The organism is Pseudomonas alvandae (genome assembly GCF_019141525.1).
GTDB classification, from domain to species: Bacteria; Pseudomonadota; Gammaproteobacteria; order Pseudomonadales; family Pseudomonadaceae; genus Aquipseudomonas; species Aquipseudomonas alvandae.
Map to the genome: position 1 here is coordinate 5,162,499 of NZ_CP077080.1, position 17,162 is coordinate 5,179,660.

23 protein-coding genes are annotated in these 17,162 nt (G+C 60.7%); 6 read left to right on the forward strand and 17 right to left on the reverse strand.

What is annotated here, in order from left to right; translation table 11 throughout:
* Positions 1 to 18 precede the first annotated feature (18 nt).
* The 3 genes from KSS97_RS22860 to tsaA all read left to right on the forward strand — a co-directional run bounded on the left by KSS97_RS22860 (position 19) and on the right by tsaA (position 2,178).
* A complete protein-coding gene (locus KSS97_RS22860; protein WP_030139430.1) occupies positions 19 to 729 on the forward strand; it encodes an rRNA pseudouridine synthase in 711 nt (236 codons plus the stop codon).
* A 57-nt stretch (positions 730 to 786) separates the two neighbouring features.
* Entirely contained in the window at positions 787 to 1,248 is a 462-nt protein-coding gene (locus KSS97_RS22865) for a YehS family protein (protein ID WP_030139431.1), read from the forward strand.
* A gap of 231 nt (positions 1,249 to 1,479) precedes the next feature.
* Positions 1,480 to 2,178: a tRNA (N6-threonylcarbamoyladenosine(37)-N6)-methyltransferase TrmO gene (gene tsaA / locus KSS97_RS22870; RefSeq protein WP_217860214.1), complete on the forward strand. Its 699-nt coding sequence runs from the start codon at positions 1,480 to 1,482 to the stop codon at positions 2,176 to 2,178.
* A 185-nt stretch (positions 2,179 to 2,363) separates the two neighbouring features.
* Here tsaA and fpr read toward each other — a convergent pair whose 3' ends face one another.
* Positions 2,364 to 3,143: a ferredoxin-NADP reductase gene (gene fpr, locus KSS97_RS22875; RefSeq protein WP_003184787.1), complete on the reverse strand. Its 780-nt coding sequence runs from the start codon at positions 3,141 to 3,143 to the stop codon at positions 2,364 to 2,366.
* Between the two features lie 122 nt (positions 3,144 to 3,265).
* Here fpr and KSS97_RS22880 point away from each other — a divergent pair, with 122 nt between their 5' ends.
* The gene (locus tag KSS97_RS22880; RefSeq protein ID WP_039594356.1) at positions 3,266 to 4,192 is read left to right on the forward strand and encodes a LysR family transcriptional regulator; all 927 of its coding nucleotides are present in this window, start codon (positions 3,266 to 3,268) and stop codon (positions 4,190 to 4,192) included.
* Between the two features lie 4 nt (positions 4,193 to 4,196).
* Here KSS97_RS22880 and KSS97_RS22885 read toward each other — a convergent pair whose 3' ends face one another.
* From KSS97_RS22885 to KSS97_RS22895, 3 genes are all read right to left on the reverse strand, one after another.
* Positions 4,197 to 4,559 (reverse strand): diacylglycerol kinase, encoded by a 363-nt coding sequence (locus KSS97_RS22885; protein WP_030139434.1) that lies wholly within the window; start codon positions 4,557 to 4,559, stop codon positions 4,197 to 4,199.
* A gap of 71 nt (positions 4,560 to 4,630) precedes the next feature.
* Positions 4,631 to 5,284 carry a response regulator transcription factor ErdR gene (erdR, locus tag KSS97_RS22890; protein ID WP_030139435.1) on the reverse strand — a complete coding sequence of 218 codons (654 nt, stop codon included), beginning with the start codon at positions 5,282 to 5,284 and terminating at the stop codon, positions 4,631 to 4,633.
* Between the two features lie 214 nt (positions 5,285 to 5,498).
* On the reverse strand, positions 5,499 to 6,242 hold the full coding sequence (locus tag KSS97_RS22895) for a tRNA-uridine aminocarboxypropyltransferase (protein ID WP_030139436.1): 744 nt from the start codon (positions 6,240 to 6,242) through the stop codon (positions 5,499 to 5,501).
* A 183-nt stretch (positions 6,243 to 6,425) separates the two neighbouring features.
* On the opposite strand from KSS97_RS22895, the gene KSS97_RS22900 reads away from it, so the two are divergent.
* Positions 6,426 to 6,848 carry a quorum-sensing-regulated virulence factor family protein gene (locus KSS97_RS22900; protein WP_030139437.1) on the forward strand — a complete coding sequence of 141 codons (423 nt, stop codon included), beginning with the start codon at positions 6,426 to 6,428 and terminating at the stop codon, positions 6,846 to 6,848.
* Here the strand turns inward: KSS97_RS22900 and KSS97_RS22905 are convergent, their stop codons facing one another.
* Positions 6,849 to 7,043 (reverse strand): hypothetical protein, encoded by a 195-nt coding sequence (locus KSS97_RS22905; protein WP_030139438.1) that lies wholly within the window; start codon positions 7,041 to 7,043, stop codon positions 6,849 to 6,851.
* Positions 7,044 to 7,511: 468 nt separating this feature from the next.
* Here KSS97_RS22905 and KSS97_RS22910 point away from each other — a divergent pair, with 468 nt between their 5' ends.
* Positions 7,512 to 8,630, forward strand: coding sequence for an LOG family protein (locus KSS97_RS22910; RefSeq protein WP_030139439.1), 1,119 nt, complete (start codon positions 7,512 to 7,514; stop codon positions 8,628 to 8,630).
* A 49-nt stretch (positions 8,631 to 8,679) separates the two neighbouring features.
* Here the strand turns inward: KSS97_RS22910 and recX are convergent, their stop codons facing one another.
* The 12 genes from recX to KSS97_RS22970 all read right to left on the reverse strand — a co-directional run bounded on the left by recX (position 8,680) and on the right by KSS97_RS22970 (position 17,160).
* A complete protein-coding gene (gene recX / locus KSS97_RS22915) occupies positions 8,680 to 9,147 on the reverse strand; it encodes a recombination regulator RecX (RefSeq protein ID WP_030139440.1) in 468 nt (155 codons plus the stop codon).
* Positions 9,148 to 9,155: 8 nt separating this feature from the next.
* On the reverse strand, positions 9,156 to 10,208 hold the full coding sequence (recA, locus tag KSS97_RS22920) for a recombinase RecA (RefSeq protein WP_003198351.1): 1,053 nt from the start codon (positions 10,206 to 10,208) through the stop codon (positions 9,156 to 9,158).
* An 83-nt stretch (positions 10,209 to 10,291) separates the two neighbouring features.
* Positions 10,292 to 10,792 carry a CinA family protein gene (locus KSS97_RS22925; protein WP_030139441.1) on the reverse strand — a complete coding sequence of 167 codons (501 nt, stop codon included), beginning with the start codon at positions 10,790 to 10,792 and terminating at the stop codon, positions 10,292 to 10,294.
* 71 nt (positions 10,793 to 10,863) lie between these two features.
* A complete protein-coding gene (locus KSS97_RS22930; protein ID WP_198796377.1) occupies positions 10,864 to 11,400 on the reverse strand; it encodes a lysis system i-spanin subunit Rz in 537 nt (178 codons plus the stop codon).
* Entirely contained in the window at positions 11,382 to 11,945 is a 564-nt protein-coding gene (locus KSS97_RS22935; RefSeq protein ID WP_198796376.1) for a glycoside hydrolase family 19 protein, read from the reverse strand. The genes KSS97_RS22930 and KSS97_RS22935 overlap by 19 nt, the downstream gene beginning before the upstream one ends.
* A gap of 46 nt (positions 11,946 to 11,991) precedes the next feature.
* Positions 11,992 to 12,174 (reverse strand): hypothetical protein, encoded by a 183-nt coding sequence (locus tag KSS97_RS22940; RefSeq protein WP_198796375.1) that lies wholly within the window; start codon positions 12,172 to 12,174, stop codon positions 11,992 to 11,994.
* A 14-nt stretch (positions 12,175 to 12,188) separates the two neighbouring features.
* The gene (locus KSS97_RS28460; protein ID WP_225936070.1) at positions 12,189 to 13,271 is read right to left on the reverse strand and encodes a hypothetical protein; all 1,083 of its coding nucleotides are present in this window, start codon (positions 13,269 to 13,271) and stop codon (positions 12,189 to 12,191) included.
* Between the two features lie 11 nt (positions 13,272 to 13,282).
* Positions 13,283 to 13,882: a YmfQ family protein gene (locus KSS97_RS22950; RefSeq protein WP_217860215.1), complete on the reverse strand. Its 600-nt coding sequence runs from the start codon at positions 13,880 to 13,882 to the stop codon at positions 13,283 to 13,285.
* Entirely contained in the window at positions 13,870 to 14,910 is a 1,041-nt protein-coding gene (locus KSS97_RS22955; RefSeq protein WP_217860216.1) for a baseplate J/gp47 family protein, read from the reverse strand. Before KSS97_RS22955 ends, KSS97_RS22950 begins: the two co-directional genes overlap by 13 nt.
* Entirely contained in the window at positions 14,900 to 15,298 is a 399-nt protein-coding gene (locus tag KSS97_RS22960) for a phage GP46 family protein (RefSeq protein ID WP_198796372.1), read from the reverse strand. The genes KSS97_RS22955 and KSS97_RS22960 overlap by 11 nt, the downstream gene beginning before the upstream one ends.
* Positions 15,298 to 15,807, reverse strand: a complete 510-nt coding sequence (locus KSS97_RS22965) for a phage baseplate assembly protein V (RefSeq protein ID WP_198796371.1) — start codon at positions 15,805 to 15,807, stop codon at positions 15,298 to 15,300. The genes KSS97_RS22960 and KSS97_RS22965 overlap by 1 nt, the downstream gene beginning before the upstream one ends.
* Positions 15,808 to 16,119: 312 nt before the next feature.
* On the reverse strand, positions 16,120 to 17,160 hold the full coding sequence (locus KSS97_RS22970; RefSeq protein ID WP_217860217.1) for a phage baseplate assembly protein: 1,041 nt from the start codon (positions 17,158 to 17,160) through the stop codon (positions 16,120 to 16,122).
* Positions 17,161 to 17,162 lie beyond the last annotated feature (2 nt).

Below are 17,162 nucleotides of genomic sequence, written 5' to 3' on the forward strand. Positions count from 1 at the left end.
TTTTGTTACGGCCCCGTCATGACTGACCCGATTCGTCTCTCCAAACGCCTCATCGAACTCGTCGGCTGTTCCCGTCGGGAAGCGGAGCTGTTCATCGAGGGCGGCTGGGTCACCGTCGACGGCGAAGTGATCGACGAGCCGCAGTTCAAGGTGACCACCCAAAAGGTCGCACTCGATCCCGAGGCCAAGGCCACCGCGCCGGAGCCCGTGACGCTGCTGCTGAACGTCCCGGCGGGCATGGATGTCGACACCGCCATGGCAACCCTCGGGCCACAGACCTTGAGCGAGGAGCATCGCTTCGGCAAGCGCCCACTCAAGGGCCATTTCCTGCGCCTGACCGCCAGTGCCGACCTGCAGGCCAACGCCAGCGGGCTGCTGGTGTTCACCCAGGATTGGAAGATCTTGCGCAAGCTCACCGCCGACGCCGCCAAGATCGAGCAGGAATATGTAGTGGAAGTCGAAGGCGAGATGGTCGCCCACGGCCTCAATCGCTTGAACCACGGGCTGACCTACAAAGGCAAGGAGTTGCCGGCGGTCAAGGCCAGCTGGCAGAACGAAAACCGCCTGCGCTTCGCCATGAAGAACCCGCAACCCGGTGTCATCGCGCTGTTTTGCCAGGCGGTCGGCCTGAAGGTCGTCGCCATTCGCCGCATCCGCATCGGCGGCGTGTCCATCGGCAAGGTGCCCTTGGGCCAGTGGCGCTACCTGTCTGCCAAAGAGAAATTCTAATTTTCCGGCGCCGCATCGAACCGGGGCGCCCACTGCCGATTCATCAGGATTGCACACATGATTCACAACGACGTACTGCGCAGCGTGCGCTACATGCTCGACATCAGCGACAAGAAAGTCATCGAGATCATCAAGTTGGGCGGGCTGGAAGTGTCCCTGGCGGACCTCACCGGCTATCTCAAGAAGGACGAGGAAGAAGGCTTCGTGTTCTGCCCGGACCTGGTTATGGCGCATTTTCTCGATGGCCTGGTGATTTTCAAGCGTGGCAAGGACGAAAGCCGTCCGCCGCAACCGATCGAAGTGCCGGTAACCAACAACATCATTTTGAAAAAACTGCGCGTGGCGTTCGAGCTGAAGGAGGACGACATGCACGCCATCCTCAAGGCCGCCGAATTCCCTGTGTCCAAGCCGGAACTGAGCGCGTTGTTTCGCAAATTCGGCCACACCAACTATCGCCCTTGCGGCGACCAACTGCTGCGCAACTTTCTCAAGGGGCTGACGCTGCGCGTTCGCGGCTAATGCCGAGGCCTGTCGATTCTTGAAGCACTGCTTGGTGGCAGAGCTTTCGTGGCGAGGGAGCTTGCTCCCGCTGGGCTGCGAAGCGGCCCCCTGATTTTGTCTGATACACCGCGAGGGGACGCTACGCGTCCAGCGGGAGCAAGCTCCCTCGCCACAAAAGCCCGCGCCACAAAGGGCAAGCCCTGCCTCCCGCGCTATGATGCCCATTCAATCCTGCGTCGATCCCAGCCCATGACCTACAGCGTCTCCCCCATCGGCTTCGTCCGCTCCTGCTTCAAGGAGAAATTCGCCATCCCCCGCCAACCGCAACTGGCCCCGGCCGCGCGCGGGGTGCTGGAACTGGTGGCACCGTTCGACCAGGGTGAGGCGGTGCAGGGCCTGGAGCAGGTCAGCCATGTCTGGTTGCTGTTCCTGTTCCACCAGGCCTTGGAAGACAAGCCACGATTGAAGGTCCGCCCGCCACGCCTGGGGGGCAACAAATCCATGGGGGTTTTTGCCACCCGTGCGACCCATCGCCCCAACGGCATCGGCCAGTCAGTGGTGAAGCTGGAACGGGTCGAAGCCGGACGCCTGTGGATCTCAGGCATCGACTTGCTGGACGGCACTCCGGTGCTCGACATCAAGCCCTACGTGCCCTATGCGGACATCATCGACTCGGCCTCCAACAGCATGGCCAGCGCAGCACCTGGGTTGATTCCGGTGCAATGGGCGGACGCTGCCCTGTTTCAAGCGCGCGAGCATGCCACGCGCCTGGAAGAGCCCTTGGTGGAGCTGATTGAACAATGCCTGGCCCAAGACCCACGCCCGGCGTACCAGGTTCCTACAGCGGAACGGGAATATGGCGCTCAGTTCTGGGATCTGGATGTGCGTTGGCATTACCCGGAGGCGGGGGTAATTCGGGTGTTGGAAGTCATTCCTGCGGTTGGATAAAACCCGGAAACGAAAAAGCCCGCGCGGCCTTCATCAGGCGGCGCGGGCTTTTTTTGGGGCATCTGCTGGATCGAGTCGCTGCCATCGCGAGCAAGCTCGCTCCCACAGGTTTTTTGAACACAGGCCCCATGTGGGAGCGAGCTTGCTCGCGATGGCGGTCGGTCAGCCACCGCAAATGCCGAAGTTTATTTCTCTACAAACGCCCGCTCGATCAGGTAGTCACCCGGCTCGCGCATACGCGGCGAAACGGTCAGGCCGAAGCTGTTGAGCACTTCGCTGGTCTCGTCGAGCATGCTTGGGCTGCCGCACAGCATCGCGCGGTCGTCCTGTGGATTGATCGGCGGCAGGCCGATGTCGCGGAACAGCTTGCCGCTGCGCATCAGGTCGGTCAGGCGGCCTTCGTTCTCGAATGGCTCGCGGGTCACGGTCGGGTAGTAGATCAGCTTGTCACGCAGCGCTTCACCGAAGAACTCGTTCTGTGGCAGGTGCTCGGTGATGAACTCGCGGTAGGCGACTTCATTGACGTAACGCACGCCGTGGCACAGGATCACCTTCTCGAAACGCTCGTAGGTTTCCGGATCCTGGATGACGCTCATGAACGGCGCCAGGCCGGTGCCGGTGCTGAGCAGGTAAAGATGCTTGCCAGGCTTGAGGTCGTCCAGCACCAGCGTACCGGTAGGCTTCTTGCTGATGATGATCTCGTCGCCTTCCTTCAAGTGCTGCAACTGCGAAGTCAGCGGACCGTCTGGCACCTTGATGCTGAAGAATTCGAGATGTTCTTCCCAGTTCGGGCTGGCAATCGAGTAAGCGCGCATAAGCGGGCGGCCGTTGGGCTGCTGCAGGCCGATCATCACGAACTGACCGTTCTCGAAGCGCAGGCCCGGATCGCGGGTGCACTTGAAGCTGAACAGAGTGTCGTTCCAGTGATGAACACTGAGGACACGCTCGTGGTTCATGTTGCTCATGTACGGGGGACTCCTGGAAATGATGCCTACGCCGATAATCTGCGCAATTGCATCGCATTCTAATGGCGGCGACAATATCTGTTAAATGGATTATTAAGATAAGGGTTATCGGTTATATAGATATGCGATTTACTCTACGTCAACTTCAAGTCTTCGTCGCCGTCGCCCAGCAGGAAAGCGTGTCCCGCGCCGCGGGCCTGCTCAATCTGTCACAGTCGGCCGCCAGTACCTCCATCACTGAATTGGAGCGCCAATCCAGCTGCCAATTGTTCGATCGCGCCGGCAAGCGACTGAGCCTCAACGCCTTGGGCAAGCAGTTGCTGCCCCAAGCCGTGGCATTGCTCGACCAGGCCAAGGAAATCGAAGACCTGCTCAACGGCAAGTCCGGCTTCGGCTCGCTGGCGGTCGGCGCCACGCTGACCATTGGCAATTACCTGGCGACGCTGCTGATCGGCGGTTTCATGCAGCGCCATCCGGAAAGCCAGGTGAAGCTGCATGTGCAAAACACTGCCAATATCGTGCACCAGGTCGCCCATTATGAAATTGATCTGGGTCTAATCGAAGGCGACTGCAGTCATCCGGACATCGAGGTGCAGAGCTGGGTCGAGGATGAACTGGTGGTGTTCTGCGCGCCCCAGCACCCGTTGGCCAAGCGTGGGCAGGCGACGATGGAGGAATTGACCCATGAGGCCTGGATCCTGCGTGAACAGGGCTCCGGTACGCGACTGACCTTCGACCAGGCCATGCGTCACCACCGCAGCGCGTTGAACATTCGCCTGGAGCTGGAACACACCGAAGCGATCAAGCGTGCCGTGGAGTCCGGCCTGGGGATTGGCTGCATCTCACGGTTGGCACTGCGTGACGCATTCCGCCGCGGCAGCCTCGTGGCCGTGGAAACCCCGGACATGGACTTGGCGCGGCAATTTTATTTCATCTGGCACAAGCAGAAATACCAGACTTCGGCCATGCGTGAATTCCTCGATCTATGCCGGGCATTCACCGCAGGGGTGCAGCGCAGCGATGAGATCGTCCTGCCGGCCATTGCCTGAGCCATCAGAGCAGCACGAGGCCCCAGACCAGGGCAATCATCGTCAGGGCGACAAGCTGGGCGGCGCTGCCCATGTCCTTGGCGTTTTTCGACAGCGGGTGCAGCTCGAGGGAAATGCGGTCGATCGCCGCCTCTACCGCCGAGTTGAGCAACTCCACGATCAAGGCCAGCAGGCATACCGCGACCAGCAATGCCTGCTCGACGCGGCTGACATTCAGGAAGAATGACAACGGAATCAGGATAACGTTGAGCAGCACCAGTTGACGGAACGCGGCTTCACCGACAAAAGCTGCACGCAGCCCGTCCAGGGAATAGCCGGAAGCGTTGAGGATGCGTTTCAGGCCGGTTTGGCCTTTAAAAGGAGACATAGAATTGGCAACTGGTCGAAAGGAGTGGGGACGCTAATGCAAATGCGGTCAAAAAAGCGTGAATTCACAGGCTACGATTGCGGAGAAATTGACTCAAGTTGTTGCAGCAGCAGTGCCGCCTGAGTTCGCGTACGCACGTTGAGCTTACGAAAGATCGCCGTGACGTGAGCCTTGATGGTGGCCTCCGAGACGTTCAACTCATAGGCGATCTGCTTGTTGAGGAGGCCTTCGCACACCATGGTCAACACCCGAAACTGCTGCGGTGTCAGGCTGGCCAATCCCTCACTGGCAGCCTTGGCTTCCTCGGACACACTCACCGCCTCGAATGCCTGCGGCGGCCAGGATACGTCGCCATCGAGGACGGCCTTGACCGCGTGCTGGATCATTTCCAGGGAACTGGATTTGGGGATGAACCCACTGGCGCCAAACTCCCGGGCCTTCACCATCACCGAGGCCTCTTCCTGCGCCGAGACCATCACCACGGGAATCTGTGGGTACTGCCCACGCAACAGCACCAGGCCGGAAAAGCCATATGCACCGGGCATGTTCAAGTCCAGCAGCACCAGGTCCCAGTCAGCCTTCTCGGCCAATCGGGTTTCCAGTTCCGCAATGCTGGCCACCTCCGTCAACCGGACGTCCGAGCCGAGGCCCAGGGTCACTGCCTGATGCAACGCGCTGCGAAAGAGCGGATGGTCATCGGCAATCAGGATTTCGTATGTGGCCATTTTTCAAATGATCCTGTTTTTAATGGCAGGCCCGATGCATTCGCGCCTCGCCAAACAACTCAAGACGCCGCCGACAGCGGCATCCACAGGGGCACGTTCAACGCCAATCACAGCGTTTCAAACTCTGGCCGCACCCTGGTCGGCGCCAAGCATGCCCAGCGAAGCCGGGGTGGTCAAGCAGCACGGCCGCCGCTGTGTCCAGTATGGGCCACTATTAGGCCAATACCGCTTGGCCGGCACGGACAAAGGGCTGCAATTCGGCATGGGCCGGGGTCGATACGTCCACTTCCTGCTGGCGCTTGGCGCCCAGGTAATGTTGGCTGAACACATCGAAATAGGCATCCAGCGCCGACGCGGCGTCGCTGTCCCCTGCCAGTTCAAGGCACAGGGCCGCCACTTCGGCGGTGCACAGGTGTTCACTGCGCGTCGAGCGCCGCAGGCGATAACGCGACAGTTTGTCCGGCAGCAGGCTCAAGATCGGTAATCGATCGAAATAAGGGCTCTTGCGGAACATTTTCCGCGCCTCCGTCCAGGTGGCGTCCAACAGGATGAACAATGGACGCTTACCCGGGCCGACCTCGACCGTATGGGTGACCCGCGACGGTTCGACATACTCACCTGGAAAAACCAGGTATGGCTGCCATTGCGGGTCGTTCAGCAATGCAAGCAGTTGCTCATCGACGTCGGTGCGCGACCAGATGAACGCATGGTTGTCACGCACCACATCGGCAATCAGCCAACCGGTGTTGCTCGGCTTGAAGACTTCTTTGTTGGTCATGATCAGGCAGACCCCGGAGTGGGTCTCGACGCTAGGGCGCCAGGCGCACAGGCAATGACTCTCGATGACCCGGCAAGCGCCACAGCGGGGCGCGCGCCAGCCCCGGGCCTGGAGCGGCTTGATGCCTTCATCGACACGCTGGTCGCGCAGGCGGGCTACGGCGTTAGGGGCATGATTCATCGCGGGCAATGCCCGTAGACAGGAGAACTCGACACGACCAGGACTCGGCAGAACAGTGAAGGCCGGCAGTCTACCAGAGCGCGCAAGCCTGTACCGTCCACCTGGGCTCCCCTATAATCGCCGCCACTGAACGCACAGTCACGTGGCCGGTCGAACCACCAGTCACTGAACCAGGAGAGTTTCATGCTGCGCCTTATCGTCCCTACCGTTGCCGTTCTGCTGGCGACGTCCATCAGCGCTCAGGCTGCGTCGCTGAAAGAACTCGAACTGAACAAGATGCTGCAGAACGTTGCCAAGGAAAGCAGTGTCGGTACGCCGCGGGCGATCAACGAAGACATTCTCGACCAGGGTTATACCGTTGAAGGCACCGAGCTGATCAACCACCTCAGCGTGCAAAGCAGCCATGCCCAGAAAATGCGCGCAGACCCCAAGGCGGTTTACTTCCAATTGGGTTCCACGGTCTGCACCAATCCGGGTTTCCGCAAGCTGATGGCCAAGGGCGCGACCATGCGCTACGAGTTCACTGAAGTGAAGACCAATCGCCCGGTCGCCACCGAACGCTTCCAGGAATCGGATTGCCCGAAAGCAGCCAAGACCAAGAAGTAATCAGCCCGTACGCGCGCGCCGCTGCTCTTCGTCGGCGCGCAGCTCCGCCACCAGCGCTTGCAAATAGCGCGAGCGCCACTCCCGGCCTTCCAATCGACGGCAGCACTCCTCCTCGAGGCTTACCCGATTGGCTTGGGCCGCCTCCAACAGCGTCAGGTACAACTGCCTGTCGAGTTCCAGAGTCACTCTGGTCATCTCTCCCGCCTCCCTGCCATCCAATGCCTCACTCCATCGCGCGGACGCCCAGCCCTGGACGTCGAATGCTTGACACGCTTGTTATTGAGTAAATCAGAGCGGCACGCACCCAGTCGGCGATCTGACGAGCGGTACGAAATTCGAGGTGAGTTCCGATTCCCCCAGGACAATTGGGGAGGAGTTGCAAACGTTCATATTCGAGCGCCATGATCAGCAACGGACTAAATTCAACCTATCACCTGATATCGGGCAGACAGAGGCTGTCCTCGCCAATGCGTGACGCGTGATTGTTTTTTCATCCAAGGGAAACAGCAGGACCCATTGGATCGCTTGGCCGCCTTGCTGCAAATTGCGTCGAGCCAGGTTAACGCCCGGGCACGCGCCCGGACTGACAACGGCACAGGAGGTGTCGCGGCCTTGATGAATCTCTCGTCAGGGCCGGGGGTTCTGTTCAGAAGGAGAAGCTGAATGCCGTACAAACCGAATGATCTGCTCAGCCGTCATTTTGAAAACCATGGCCACGACCTCACCCGCAAGGTCGAAGAGCAACTCAACCTGGTATCGCCCAACAGCCCCAACCTCCCCATCTACCGCGACATGATCCTGACCGTGCTGCGCATGGCCCAGGAAGATCACAACCGCTGGAATGCCAAGATCACCCTTCAGGCCCTGCGGGAACTGGAGCACGCGTTTCGCACGCTTGAACAATTCAAGGGTCGCCGCAAGGTCACGGTCTTTGGCTCGGCCCGAACGCCCATCGAGCATCCTTTGTATGGCCTGGCACGTGAACTGGGTGCGGCGCTGGCTCGCTCGGACATGATGGTGATCACTGGCGCGGGCGGCGGCATCATGGCCGCAGCCCATGAAGGCGCGGGCCGGGAGCACAGCCTGGGATTCAACATCACCCTGCCCTTCGAACAGCACGCCAACCCGACCGTCGAAGGCACGCAAAACCTGCTGCCCTTCCACTTCTTCTTCACCCGCAAGCTTTTTTTCGTCAAGGAAGCCGACGCACTGGTGCTCTGCCCGGGTGGCTTCGGCACCCTGGACGAAGCGCTAGAGGTTTTGACCCTGGTACAAACCGGCAAGAGCCCATTAGTGCCAGTGGTGCTGCTGGACGCGCCCGGCGGCAAGTTCTGGCAGAGCGCCCTGGATTTCATCCGCGAACAGCTGGAGGAAAACCGCTACATCCTGCCAACCGACATGAAGTTGATGCGCCTGGTGTACAGCGCCGAGGAGGCGGTGGAGGAAATCAACCAGTTCTACCGCAACTTCCATTCCAGCCGCTGGCTCAAGCATCAATTCGTGATTCGCATGAACCACAAGCTCAATGAACAGGCGTTGCAACAGATGCAGGTCGAATTTGCCGACCTGTGCCTGAACGACTGCTTTCATCAGCATGCCTATAGCGGCGAAGAACCCGAGGAAGCGCCTTTCAGCCATCTGACGCGATTGGCATTTACGTTCAATGCCCGGGATCACGGCCGTTTAAGGGCGCTGGTGGACTACATCAACCTGCCGGAAAACTGGGCTCAACCTTCCACCAAGGCCCACCCGCTCACCTGGGAACCGATCAAGGTCACTTAAGGCCCATAAAAAAAAACGGCCCGCTATCGAAATAGCGGGCCGTTTTTTATCAATCATCCATGCCTCGACCGCTGAACAAGCGGTTGATCATTTCCATGGAGTATCCTCGATACGCCAGGAAGCGCCCTTGCTTGGCACGCTCCCGTGCATCGATCGGCAAATGGCCAGAGAATTTGCGACGCCAAGTGTCCGTTAGCTGTTCCTGCCAATCGATACCGCTTTCGCGCAAGGCAAGTTCAATATCCGGGCGTTGCAAACCACGTTGCCCAAGTTCTTCGCGAATCCGCATCGGACCGTAGCCGGAGCGAGCACGATAAGAGACAAAGCTTTCGAGGTATCGCGCTTCCGATAACAGCCCTTCGTCCGTCAAACGGTCAAGGGCAGTATCAATCAGCTCATCGGGAGCGCCGCGCTGACGCAGCTTACGCGTCAGCTCGACTCGGCCATGCTCGCGCCTTGCGAGCAGGTCCATTGCGGTTCGCCGCACCGCGACGAGGGTATCGAGTACAGCGGTCATCGGATCGATCAGATATCAGCGTCAGCCAGGTCGTCAGCCGTCTCGCGATTGGCCACGGATTTGACGTCGGCGACCGGGCTCAACAGCTTGTCGCGCAATTGCTTCTCGAGGGCTGCCGCCACTTCCGGGTTATCCGCCAGGAACTTGGCCGAGTTGGCCTTGCCCTGACCGATCTTGGTGCCGTTGTAGGCATACCAGGCGCCGGATTTCTCGACGAAACCATGCAACACACCCAGGTCGATCATCTCGCCATTGAGGTAGATACCCTTGCCGTACAGGATCTGGAATTCAGCCTGACGGAACGGCGATGCCACCTTGTTCTTCACGACCTTGACGCGGGTTTCGCTGCCGACAACCTCATCACCTTCTTTCACCGCGCCAGTGCGGCGGATGTCCAGGCGAACCGAGGCGTAGAACTTCAACGCGTTACCACCGGTGGTGGTTTCAGGGCTGCCAAACATCACGCCGATCTTCATGCGGATCTGGTTGATGAAGATCACCAGGCAGTTGGCGTTCTTGATGTTACCGGTGATCTTGCGCAGCGCCTGCGACATCAGGCGAGCCTGGAGACCCACGTGCATGTCGCCCATTTCACCTTCGATTTCGGCTTTTGGCACCAGTGCCGCCACGGAGTCGACGATGATCACGTCTACCGCGTTGGAACGCACCAGCATGTCGGTGATTTCCAGGGCCTGCTCGCCGGTGTCCGGCTGGGAAACCAGCAGGTCGTCGACGTTGACGCCCAGCTTGCCGGCGTACTCTGGGTCCAGGGCGTGTTCGGCGTCGACGAAGGCGCAGGTCGCGCCGGCTTTTTGGGCCTGGGCGATCACGGACAGGGTCAGCGTGGTTTTACCGGAGGATTCAGGACCGTAGATTTCAACAATACGACCTTTTGGCAAGCCGCCGATGCCAAGCGCGATGTCCAGGCCCAAGGAGCCGGTGGAGATGGAAGGAATAGCCTGACGGTCCTGATCGCCCATACGCATTACGGCACCCTTGCCGAATTGACGTTCGATCTGACCCAAGGCCGCAGCCAAGGCTTTCTTCTTGTTGTCGTCCATTAAAGTCCTCACGTAATCAATAAGGCCTGACGGCCAACACCTGTATAAGTAGCCAGTATTATTCCACAGCGATCGGGGATCGCCTACCCCTGATTTGAGATTTCTCCGGCGGCATGTTGTAACAGCCCGTCTAGCGCGGCCTTCACCGTTTGTCGGCGGACCTCGTCGCGGTTGCCCGGAAAGAACTTCTGCACGCTGAACACCGTCTCGCCAACGGCCCAGGCCAGCCACACGGTGCCCACCGGCTTGCTCGGCGAGCCCCCGTCCGGCCCGGCTACGCCGCTGACCGCCACGGCGAAACGCGCCAGGCTTTTCTGCTGGGCGCCCCGAGCCATGGCCTCCACCACCTCGCGACTGACCGCGCCCACTTTCTCGAACAACTCGTCGGGCACACCCAACTGCTGGGTCTTCTGGCGATTGGAATACGTGACAAAACCGGCCTCGAACCAGGCCGAGCTTCCCGGTATCCGGGTGATGGCCTCGGCAATCCCGCCACCGGTGCAGGACTCGGCGGTGGTGACGTGGGCATTGAGCAGTTGCAAGCGCCTGCCCAATTCAGCGGCCAGCTCGGTAATGTCGTCCATGATGCTCTCCTGATTCGACGCGATTGGCGCCTACCGTACACGAGCATTCGAAGCTTGCAAGGCTCGACGGATCACTGGCGCAGCGCCCTGACATAGGCCTGGCAAGCCTGCAAGGCGATCAATCCACGGTCGCCCTCGTCGGTGATGGCGATAATTCGTCGAGCATGCGCCGGGTCAAGTCGGGCGCGTGGGGCGCCATGATCCAGGCCGCCGGTGCCGGGGGCGGCAGGCACTGCACAACCGGCGGAAACATCGTCGGCGTCGAGGAGGACTGACAGCCGGACATCGGCAGTAGCAAGGCGATCGCGCAGGCGATCCTGGTCACGTTGGGCATCGCTCAGGGCTCGGTAGTGGGTTTGTTCGCTGTTGGAGAGTCGTTGTTCCAAGGCGAGACGTTTGTCCTGCTCAGCCTTTTGCTGCATCGCGGCGGCCTGGGAGATCTGGTTCAGCGTCTCGGATTGTGACTGCGCCAACTGCGCCAACTGCCTGCCGTACCGCCAATCCTGAAACCGCCAGGCCAACATCGCCGGACCACCGATCAACAGCATCAGCAACATCGCGATACCAAGCGAGCGGAAGGAAAAAGGCATCAGGCCGAAGGTTGGCATAACACCTCCCTCGCCCTTGCCCAGAGTTGCAAACGATCCTGCAACCCGTTCAAACCACCATTGATGCGTCGCGTGATGTTGCTGAACTGATCACGGTCGGCCAGTTCGTTCAAGCCATTCTGCTCCCAGAACCACGCAGCAGACTCGGCGGCCCATTGCGGCTGTTCCAGCAGTTCGGGCAAGGCCAGCAGGCGCTCATCGCCAAACAATCCCAGGCTGCAACGAAGGTAATTGTCGTGGCCGGTAATCTGTATCAACCCCCGGCCACGATACTTCTGGCCGTCACCGTCGGCCTGGGGCGAGTTGCCCAGGCGAACGGCCAGGGTTCCGGTGTCGTATTTGCTCAGGTATTGCTCGCTGCCCAGCTCCCGCACGTAACGCAATTGTCCGGACTCATGACCGACCTGGGCGAGGAATGCGGCCATGCGTTTGGGTGTGTCGATGCGATGGCGCGACATGGCAGCGTTCAACGCGGGAATAAAAACGCCCGCTTGGGTGCGGGCGTTCGGCATGATTGTTTCGAGTGCCTGAATTGTCAGCGTCATCGGAACTCCTCGTGCAACGTCAACAAAATCGACGCCCGCATGGCCTTCACTCATCGCCAACGCGCGATGCGCCCACGAGGGGGCAACGATTGCGGAAATCGAGATAACGGGGATCAGTGCTGGCAACCTCTCCCTGCCTCGGCCAATCGTCCGGATTTTGCGGTCCAGCGAAGACCGAAATGATGGTGGTTTCCAGCTCGTCGGAAAACTGTACATAGATCGTGGACATAGTGGTGATCTCTCTCAAAAACGATAGCTGCCGGCAACGATATTGAATGAACCAGCGGTGTTGTTTACGAACGTGACATACATGGTTTGTTGAACCAGGAGCGGCATCTGCACAGACATATTGGTGCTGGATACCTGATTCGATACAGATGCCCATGCAGTGCCGACGATATAGGCGCCACTCGCCAACGGCGCCACGGAAATACCTACACCTAAACCAACCTGGGTTTGCATGGCAGCGAGATAAAGCGACACTTGAGTTGCATTGGGCGGCACGTAGCCGGCGATGTTAACGCCCGTCATCGCCGTGCTGCCGACAGTGCTGCTATAGAGAACCCTGTTTTCAAACGTAACCTGGCGTCCCAACTGATAAGCGATACGAAACTGACCCGAGGCATTGGTGGGTAAAACGCTCACCAAAGCCGAAGCGGTATAACCCGCCGGCCTGGAGGCTCCGGCATAAATACTAGGCACCACGCCTCCCGTCGCATTGACGGCCATCAGCGCCGAAGTCGCGGTAGTCGGGTTGTAGATGGCGTAGAGCGCCACGTAACCGTTTGCAACGACAGCTCCGTTATCCGTACCGCCCGCCCCCGCCAACGCGAGATTGACCGCCTTGTTGAAATTCGCCAATCGGTACGCCCGCCCGCCGGTAGCGGTGCTGACGATGATTTCATCGGCGGTCAACGTCGCCACCTTGGTCTCCGCCGGAACGAACATCTTGAGGTTGGTGGCGGTTCCAGCGACTGGCAATGCTGTCAGCAAACGCTGTTCGAGCTTGAGGGGAGTCACCGCGCTTTCATCGTCTGTCGCAGCAGTCACTTTTGCTTGAGTGGCGATCTTCATCAACCCAGCAGCCGCCTCGGTTGCCTGCTTGGTCTGACTGGCGATCAAACCGACAATCGACTTCTTGAGCTGGGCAGTATCCGCAGCGTCCGGTGTATTCCCGGCTTCCGTGATGACATTGAGTATCTCCGTGGTCACGCTGTTGCCCCAGACGGCGGGGATCAATGACCCCGGGGTGCCGGTTGTAGCGTCTTCATCGACGAACTTGCCGTTGACCAGGCCGATACCCGGTACGCTTTTTGGAAAATCCATGGTGTTGTCCTTCAGTCGTAATTGATAAACACCAGCGTGTGTGCTGGCGCGTTGCGGTGGATAAGGCACTCCAGCGCACTACCCGGGTTGACGCCAAAACGCTCGCCCCAGTAGCTGGCACCGAAACGTCGGCCCAGGCTTTGCCGCCCTCCGGTGTTCAGAACCCAGATGAATTGCGCATCCTTGCTATGGAAGTGCGCTACGCCGAAGCGTGAGCGCCCCATGCGAGGAGCCCGGAACTCAGTGACAGTGGCGTTGGGGTAACCCTGGCTACGGGCAATTTCGATGAAATACGCTGCGTTCTGCCCGCCGACAGCCGTCAATCGCTCGCGCACGGCAATGCGACGGTCACCGAACAATGGTTTCAAGCCGAGGCATGGATCCGGCAAATTCATCACCCGCTCCCAATCCGGCACCAGCTCACTCACCCCCGCCGGGTCCATCTCATTGAGCAAATCGGCGGCACGGGCGTCGAGGCGGGCCAGTTCCTGGGCGATGCCTTGCAGCACTTCATCCAGTTCCGGCACGCGCTCCGGGTCCCACGCCGGCCCGTTGGGCAGCAAGTTGCGCAGTTGCGCCTGGTACTGTTCGGCGGCTCTTATTCCAGCCATGTGCAGCCTCCGAACGTCAGCAACTGGTTGCTCGCGGCGGCGACATCGGCCACCGGTGCGCTGAGTTTGTGGTCGGTTTCGCCGGTGGCGCTGCTGATGGCTTCGGCGATATGACTCAGCAGCAGCGTTTCGCCGAGACCGGCTTCGCGGTTATGCAGGTCGCGCAGTTGGGCCTCGATGGCGGCCCGCACGGCGCTGGTGTCCGGCGTGATGCGCAGCCGGTAGTTCACCGGCACTTTTGTCGGCGCCAGTACATGGAGCTCGGCGGTCACCGGACGCAAGGGTTCGATGTACGCCCGCACTTCTTGCAATTGCTCGGCGTTGGGGATTGGTTGCACATCGTCGTCGCGCATCACGAACAGACCGACGGTGCCCGGCCCCAGGTAGCTGCCACGACACCAGGCGCGGGTGATGCCCGGGCATTCCAGGGCCCAGGTTTCATAGTCCTGGGCCGAACCGCCATGGGGGATGACGCGATAGGAACGGATCACCCTGGCTCGCAGGGATTCAAGGCTTTCCCGGGCGACGCCGCCGGTCAAACCTGGCGCCAGCACCGTGAAGCTGCTGCCGATGCCCAACAGCGGCTGCACGGTCGTCAGCACCAGGCCGGCATCGGCATTGCCCACGCTACCGGCCTCCAGCGCCGCGATGTCGGCGGTATTCAGGCCATTGCTGGTGGTGCGGGCGGTGGTCACTTTGTACGTACGGCCATCGCTCGATTGCAGCAGCGTATCGACGTCCAGCACCGCACCGGCCGTGGCGGTGAAGCTGACGTTGCCGCTGGCCACCTGGGCCGCTTTGCGCGCCTGGTTCAGGCGCAGGGCGGCGATGCGTTCCAGGGTGGATTCATCGGCCTTGTCCGGCAGGATCTGCTCGGCGATCCAATCCAGGTAGCCATACAGGCCATAGGCGGCGCCGCCGAGAGTGCGGGCCAGTACTTGGGCATCGGACTGGCGCAGCGAATCGCTGGCCAGGTCGCTTTGGGCGCGCTTGATCAGCACCGGCAGCGAAGGGGTTTCAAACGGCATAGGTCACCTGCCAACTGTGGTCGGGGTTGATGTCCAGGCGCTCGCCATCGGCCAGGGTCAGGACCGTGCGCAGGTTCAGGCGCTGGGCGTCGAGGCGTTCGCTGATGATGTCGATAGCGCTGCAATGCCCGTCGTCGATCAGCCATTGCAGGGCTTCGCGGGCGTAGAACTCAGCGTCGAGTTGGGTCTGGCGAGTCAATTTGACCCGCCGCAACAGCCACAGCCGCGAACCGATGCGGTCGTCGGCGACGGTGGGAAAAGTGTCGCCCCACCAGCCGAAACGCTCCTCGTCATCGACGGCATCGTCGGCGGCGGCGCGGCGCCAGGTGAACAGGCTGATCAGCACCGAGCGGGTCAGCGCGGCGTGCAGGTTCTGGCTGATGAACATCATTGGCCACCCGCCGGCGCGCCGGTCTGTCCGTTGCCGGCCTGTACGCCGACATGCACGTGTTTGATCTGGCTGATGCCGCCGGCGACCTGGTCGCCCTGGGAGACGATCTTGCCGGTGTGGTTGATGACCGGGCTGTCGATGTTCACCGCGCTGCTGGCGCGGATGTTCAGGGTGGCGGTCTGGATGTCGATGACTCGCCCGCGCTTGAAGTGGAGCTTGTCGCCTTCATCGGTGTAGAGCGCCACCTCACCCGGGGCCAAGGCCTGGAGGCGGAAACGGCGGTCGGCGACCACCAGCACCACGGCATGGGAGCGATCGCCCCCGAGAAACGTGGCGATACCTTCGGCGCCGGCCAGCGGGTTGCTGGTGAAACCGTAGGGTTCGAAGTGCTCCATGTCGTCATTCACTTCGCCGGCGGTGAGGCGCATTTGCAGCGACTGCAACTTGGTCGCCGAGTGGGCGAGCACGACAGTGCCGCGCGCCAGGAGGCGGGTCAGTAGGCTCATTGAGGTTTTCCTTCGGATCGGGTTAACAGACCCTGAACATTGTGGGAGCGAGCTTGCTCGCGATAGCGGTCTGACATTCGATACTGATGTTGACTGACACACCGCCATCGCGAGCAAGCTCGCTCCCACAGGGGATTTGTGGTGGGCAGAAACTTGGAGGCGATCTCGAAATACTGTGGGAGCGGGCTTGCTCCGGGCGGCGATCCGACGAAGACGGCGGCACCTCCAGCATTGATGCAAGCTGAGCCACCGCTTTCGCGAGCAAGCCCGCTCCCACAAGGGATTGCAGTGAACAGATATCCGGTGCCGGATTCAGGGTTTGGGCGGCACCGGGTTGGCGTCGAAGGTATGTGGCGGCGCGACTTGCAGGGTGGTGACGGAGCCTTGTGCCGACAGCGAGTACGTCACTTTGGATATCAGCATGTCTCCGTCGAACCCCAGCACCGGATCGATCACTCGCACTAAGGCGTTATGCCGCCACAAGTCACCATTGGCCTGGCGCCAGCCCTGCACGCGGTAGGTGGTGGTCAACGCCTTGCCGCTGCGGATGGCGCTCTCCCAATCGGCCCGTTGCTGGGCCAGTTCGAAGGTCAATTGCGCGCTCTCGCTGATCACCGTCACCCGCTTGCGCTTGAAGCTCAAGTCGGTGGCGGTGCCGGAAACTTCACTGACCGCCACCCCGCTCTGCTGGTCGTTGCCCTTGTGCTGGCCGATGACCCGGTATTCGGAGAACACCTGGCTGTAGTCCATCGGTGCGCTGCCCGACAGGATGTTCTTGCCCAGCTCCAACACATCACTCGCCCGCCCACCGCTGCCGGGTTTAGCCAACAGCACGCGCCCGTGGGCATCGTCGGTGGAGAACACGCGGAACAACGTCAACAAACGATCGATGGACTGAAAGACCGTTTCCCCCGGCACGATGCTGTGTTCGCTCAGCCGCGCGGTTTCCGGGATCTCACTGACCACACCCACGCCATATTGCGCCGCCAGGGCCTGGACGATGCTCAGCAGCGTTTGTCCGCGCCATTGCGTCGGGCGGTTGATGGCCGCGCAGTCCACCAGGTCCTGGGTTTTGGAGCTGCCTTCGATGCTCAGGCTGATCTGCCGACCGTCGTAGCTGACCGGTGCCTTGAACACATAGCCGCTGAGAACCAGGTCGGCACCAATGCGCACTTGGCATTCATCCCCCGGACGGATCGGCACCGACTGGGTCTGCCCCGGCCACTGCCACGTGATGTCGAGTTTGAAGGTGCGGAACTGGCGCTCCAGGTCCGCAGTGATTTCCACGCTTTTCCAGCCGCCGTAATCCTGCCCGCCGACGGTCAGCGAGACGGCATTGTCGAGCTCGTTCATGG

Excerpts from the sequence above, each read along its gene's own strand:
- KSS97_RS22860 (WP_030139430.1), top strand. The coding sequence starts at position 19 with ATGACTGACCCGATTCGTCTCTCCAAACGCCTCATCGAACTCGTCGGC.
- KSS97_RS22865 (WP_030139431.1), top strand. The coding sequence starts at position 787 with ATGATTCACAACGACGTACTGCGCAGCGTGCGCTACATGCTCGACATC.
- tsaA (WP_217860214.1), top strand. The coding sequence starts at position 1,480 with ATGACCTACAGCGTCTCCCCCATCGGCTTCGTCCGCTCCTGCTTCAAG.
- fpr (WP_003184787.1), bottom strand. The coding sequence starts at position 3,143 with ATGAGCAACATGAACCACGAGCGTGTCCTCAGTGTTCATCACTGGAAC.
- KSS97_RS22880 (WP_039594356.1), top strand. The coding sequence starts at position 3,266 with ATGCGATTTACTCTACGTCAACTTCAAGTCTTCGTCGCCGTCGCCCAG.
- KSS97_RS22885 (WP_030139434.1), bottom strand. The coding sequence starts at position 4,559 with ATGTCTCCTTTTAAAGGCCAAACCGGCCTGAAACGCATCCTCAACGCT.
- erdR (WP_030139435.1), bottom strand. The coding sequence starts at position 5,284 with ATGGCCACATACGAAATCCTGATTGCCGATGACCATCCGCTCTTTCGC.
- KSS97_RS22895 (WP_030139436.1), bottom strand. The coding sequence starts at position 6,242 with ATGAATCATGCCCCTAACGCCGTAGCCCGCCTGCGCGACCAGCGTGTC.
- KSS97_RS22900 (WP_030139437.1), top strand. The coding sequence starts at position 6,426 with ATGCTGCGCCTTATCGTCCCTACCGTTGCCGTTCTGCTGGCGACGTCC.
- KSS97_RS22905 (WP_030139438.1), bottom strand. The coding sequence starts at position 7,043 with ATGACCAGAGTGACTCTGGAACTCGACAGGCAGTTGTACCTGACGCTG.
- KSS97_RS22910 (WP_030139439.1), top strand. The coding sequence starts at position 7,512 with ATGCCGTACAAACCGAATGATCTGCTCAGCCGTCATTTTGAAAACCAT.
- recX (WP_030139440.1), bottom strand. The coding sequence starts at position 9,147 with ATGACCGCTGTACTCGATACCCTCGTCGCGGTGCGGCGAACCGCAATG.
- recA (WP_003198351.1), bottom strand. The coding sequence starts at position 10,208 with ATGGACGACAACAAGAAGAAAGCCTTGGCTGCGGCCTTGGGTCAGATC.
- KSS97_RS22925 (WP_030139441.1), bottom strand. The coding sequence starts at position 10,792 with ATGGACGACATTACCGAGCTGGCCGCTGAATTGGGCAGGCGCTTGCAA.
- KSS97_RS22930 (WP_198796377.1), bottom strand. The coding sequence starts at position 11,400 with ATGCCAACCTTCGGCCTGATGCCTTTTTCCTTCCGCTCGCTTGGTATC.
- KSS97_RS22935 (WP_198796376.1), bottom strand. The coding sequence starts at position 11,945 with ATGACGCTGACAATTCAGGCACTCGAAACAATCATGCCGAACGCCCGC.
- KSS97_RS22940 (WP_198796375.1), bottom strand. The coding sequence starts at position 12,174 with ATGTCCACGATCTATGTACAGTTTTCCGACGAGCTGGAAACCACCATC.
- KSS97_RS28460 (WP_225936070.1), bottom strand. The coding sequence starts at position 13,271 with ATGGATTTTCCAAAAAGCGTACCGGGTATCGGCCTGGTCAACGGCAAG.
- KSS97_RS22950 (WP_217860215.1), bottom strand. The coding sequence starts at position 13,882 with ATGGCTGGAATAAGAGCCGCCGAACAGTACCAGGCGCAACTGCGCAAC.
- KSS97_RS22955 (WP_217860216.1), bottom strand. The coding sequence starts at position 14,910 with ATGCCGTTTGAAACCCCTTCGCTGCCGGTGCTGATCAAGCGCGCCCAA.
- KSS97_RS22960 (WP_198796372.1), bottom strand. The coding sequence starts at position 15,298 with ATGTTCATCAGCCAGAACCTGCACGCCGCGCTGACCCGCTCGGTGCTG.
- KSS97_RS22965 (WP_198796371.1), bottom strand. The coding sequence starts at position 15,807 with ATGAGCCTACTGACCCGCCTCCTGGCGCGCGGCACTGTCGTGCTCGCC.
- KSS97_RS22970 (WP_217860217.1), bottom strand. The coding sequence starts at position 17,160 with ATGAACGAGCTCGACAATGCCGTCTCGCTGACCGTCGGCGGGCAGGAT.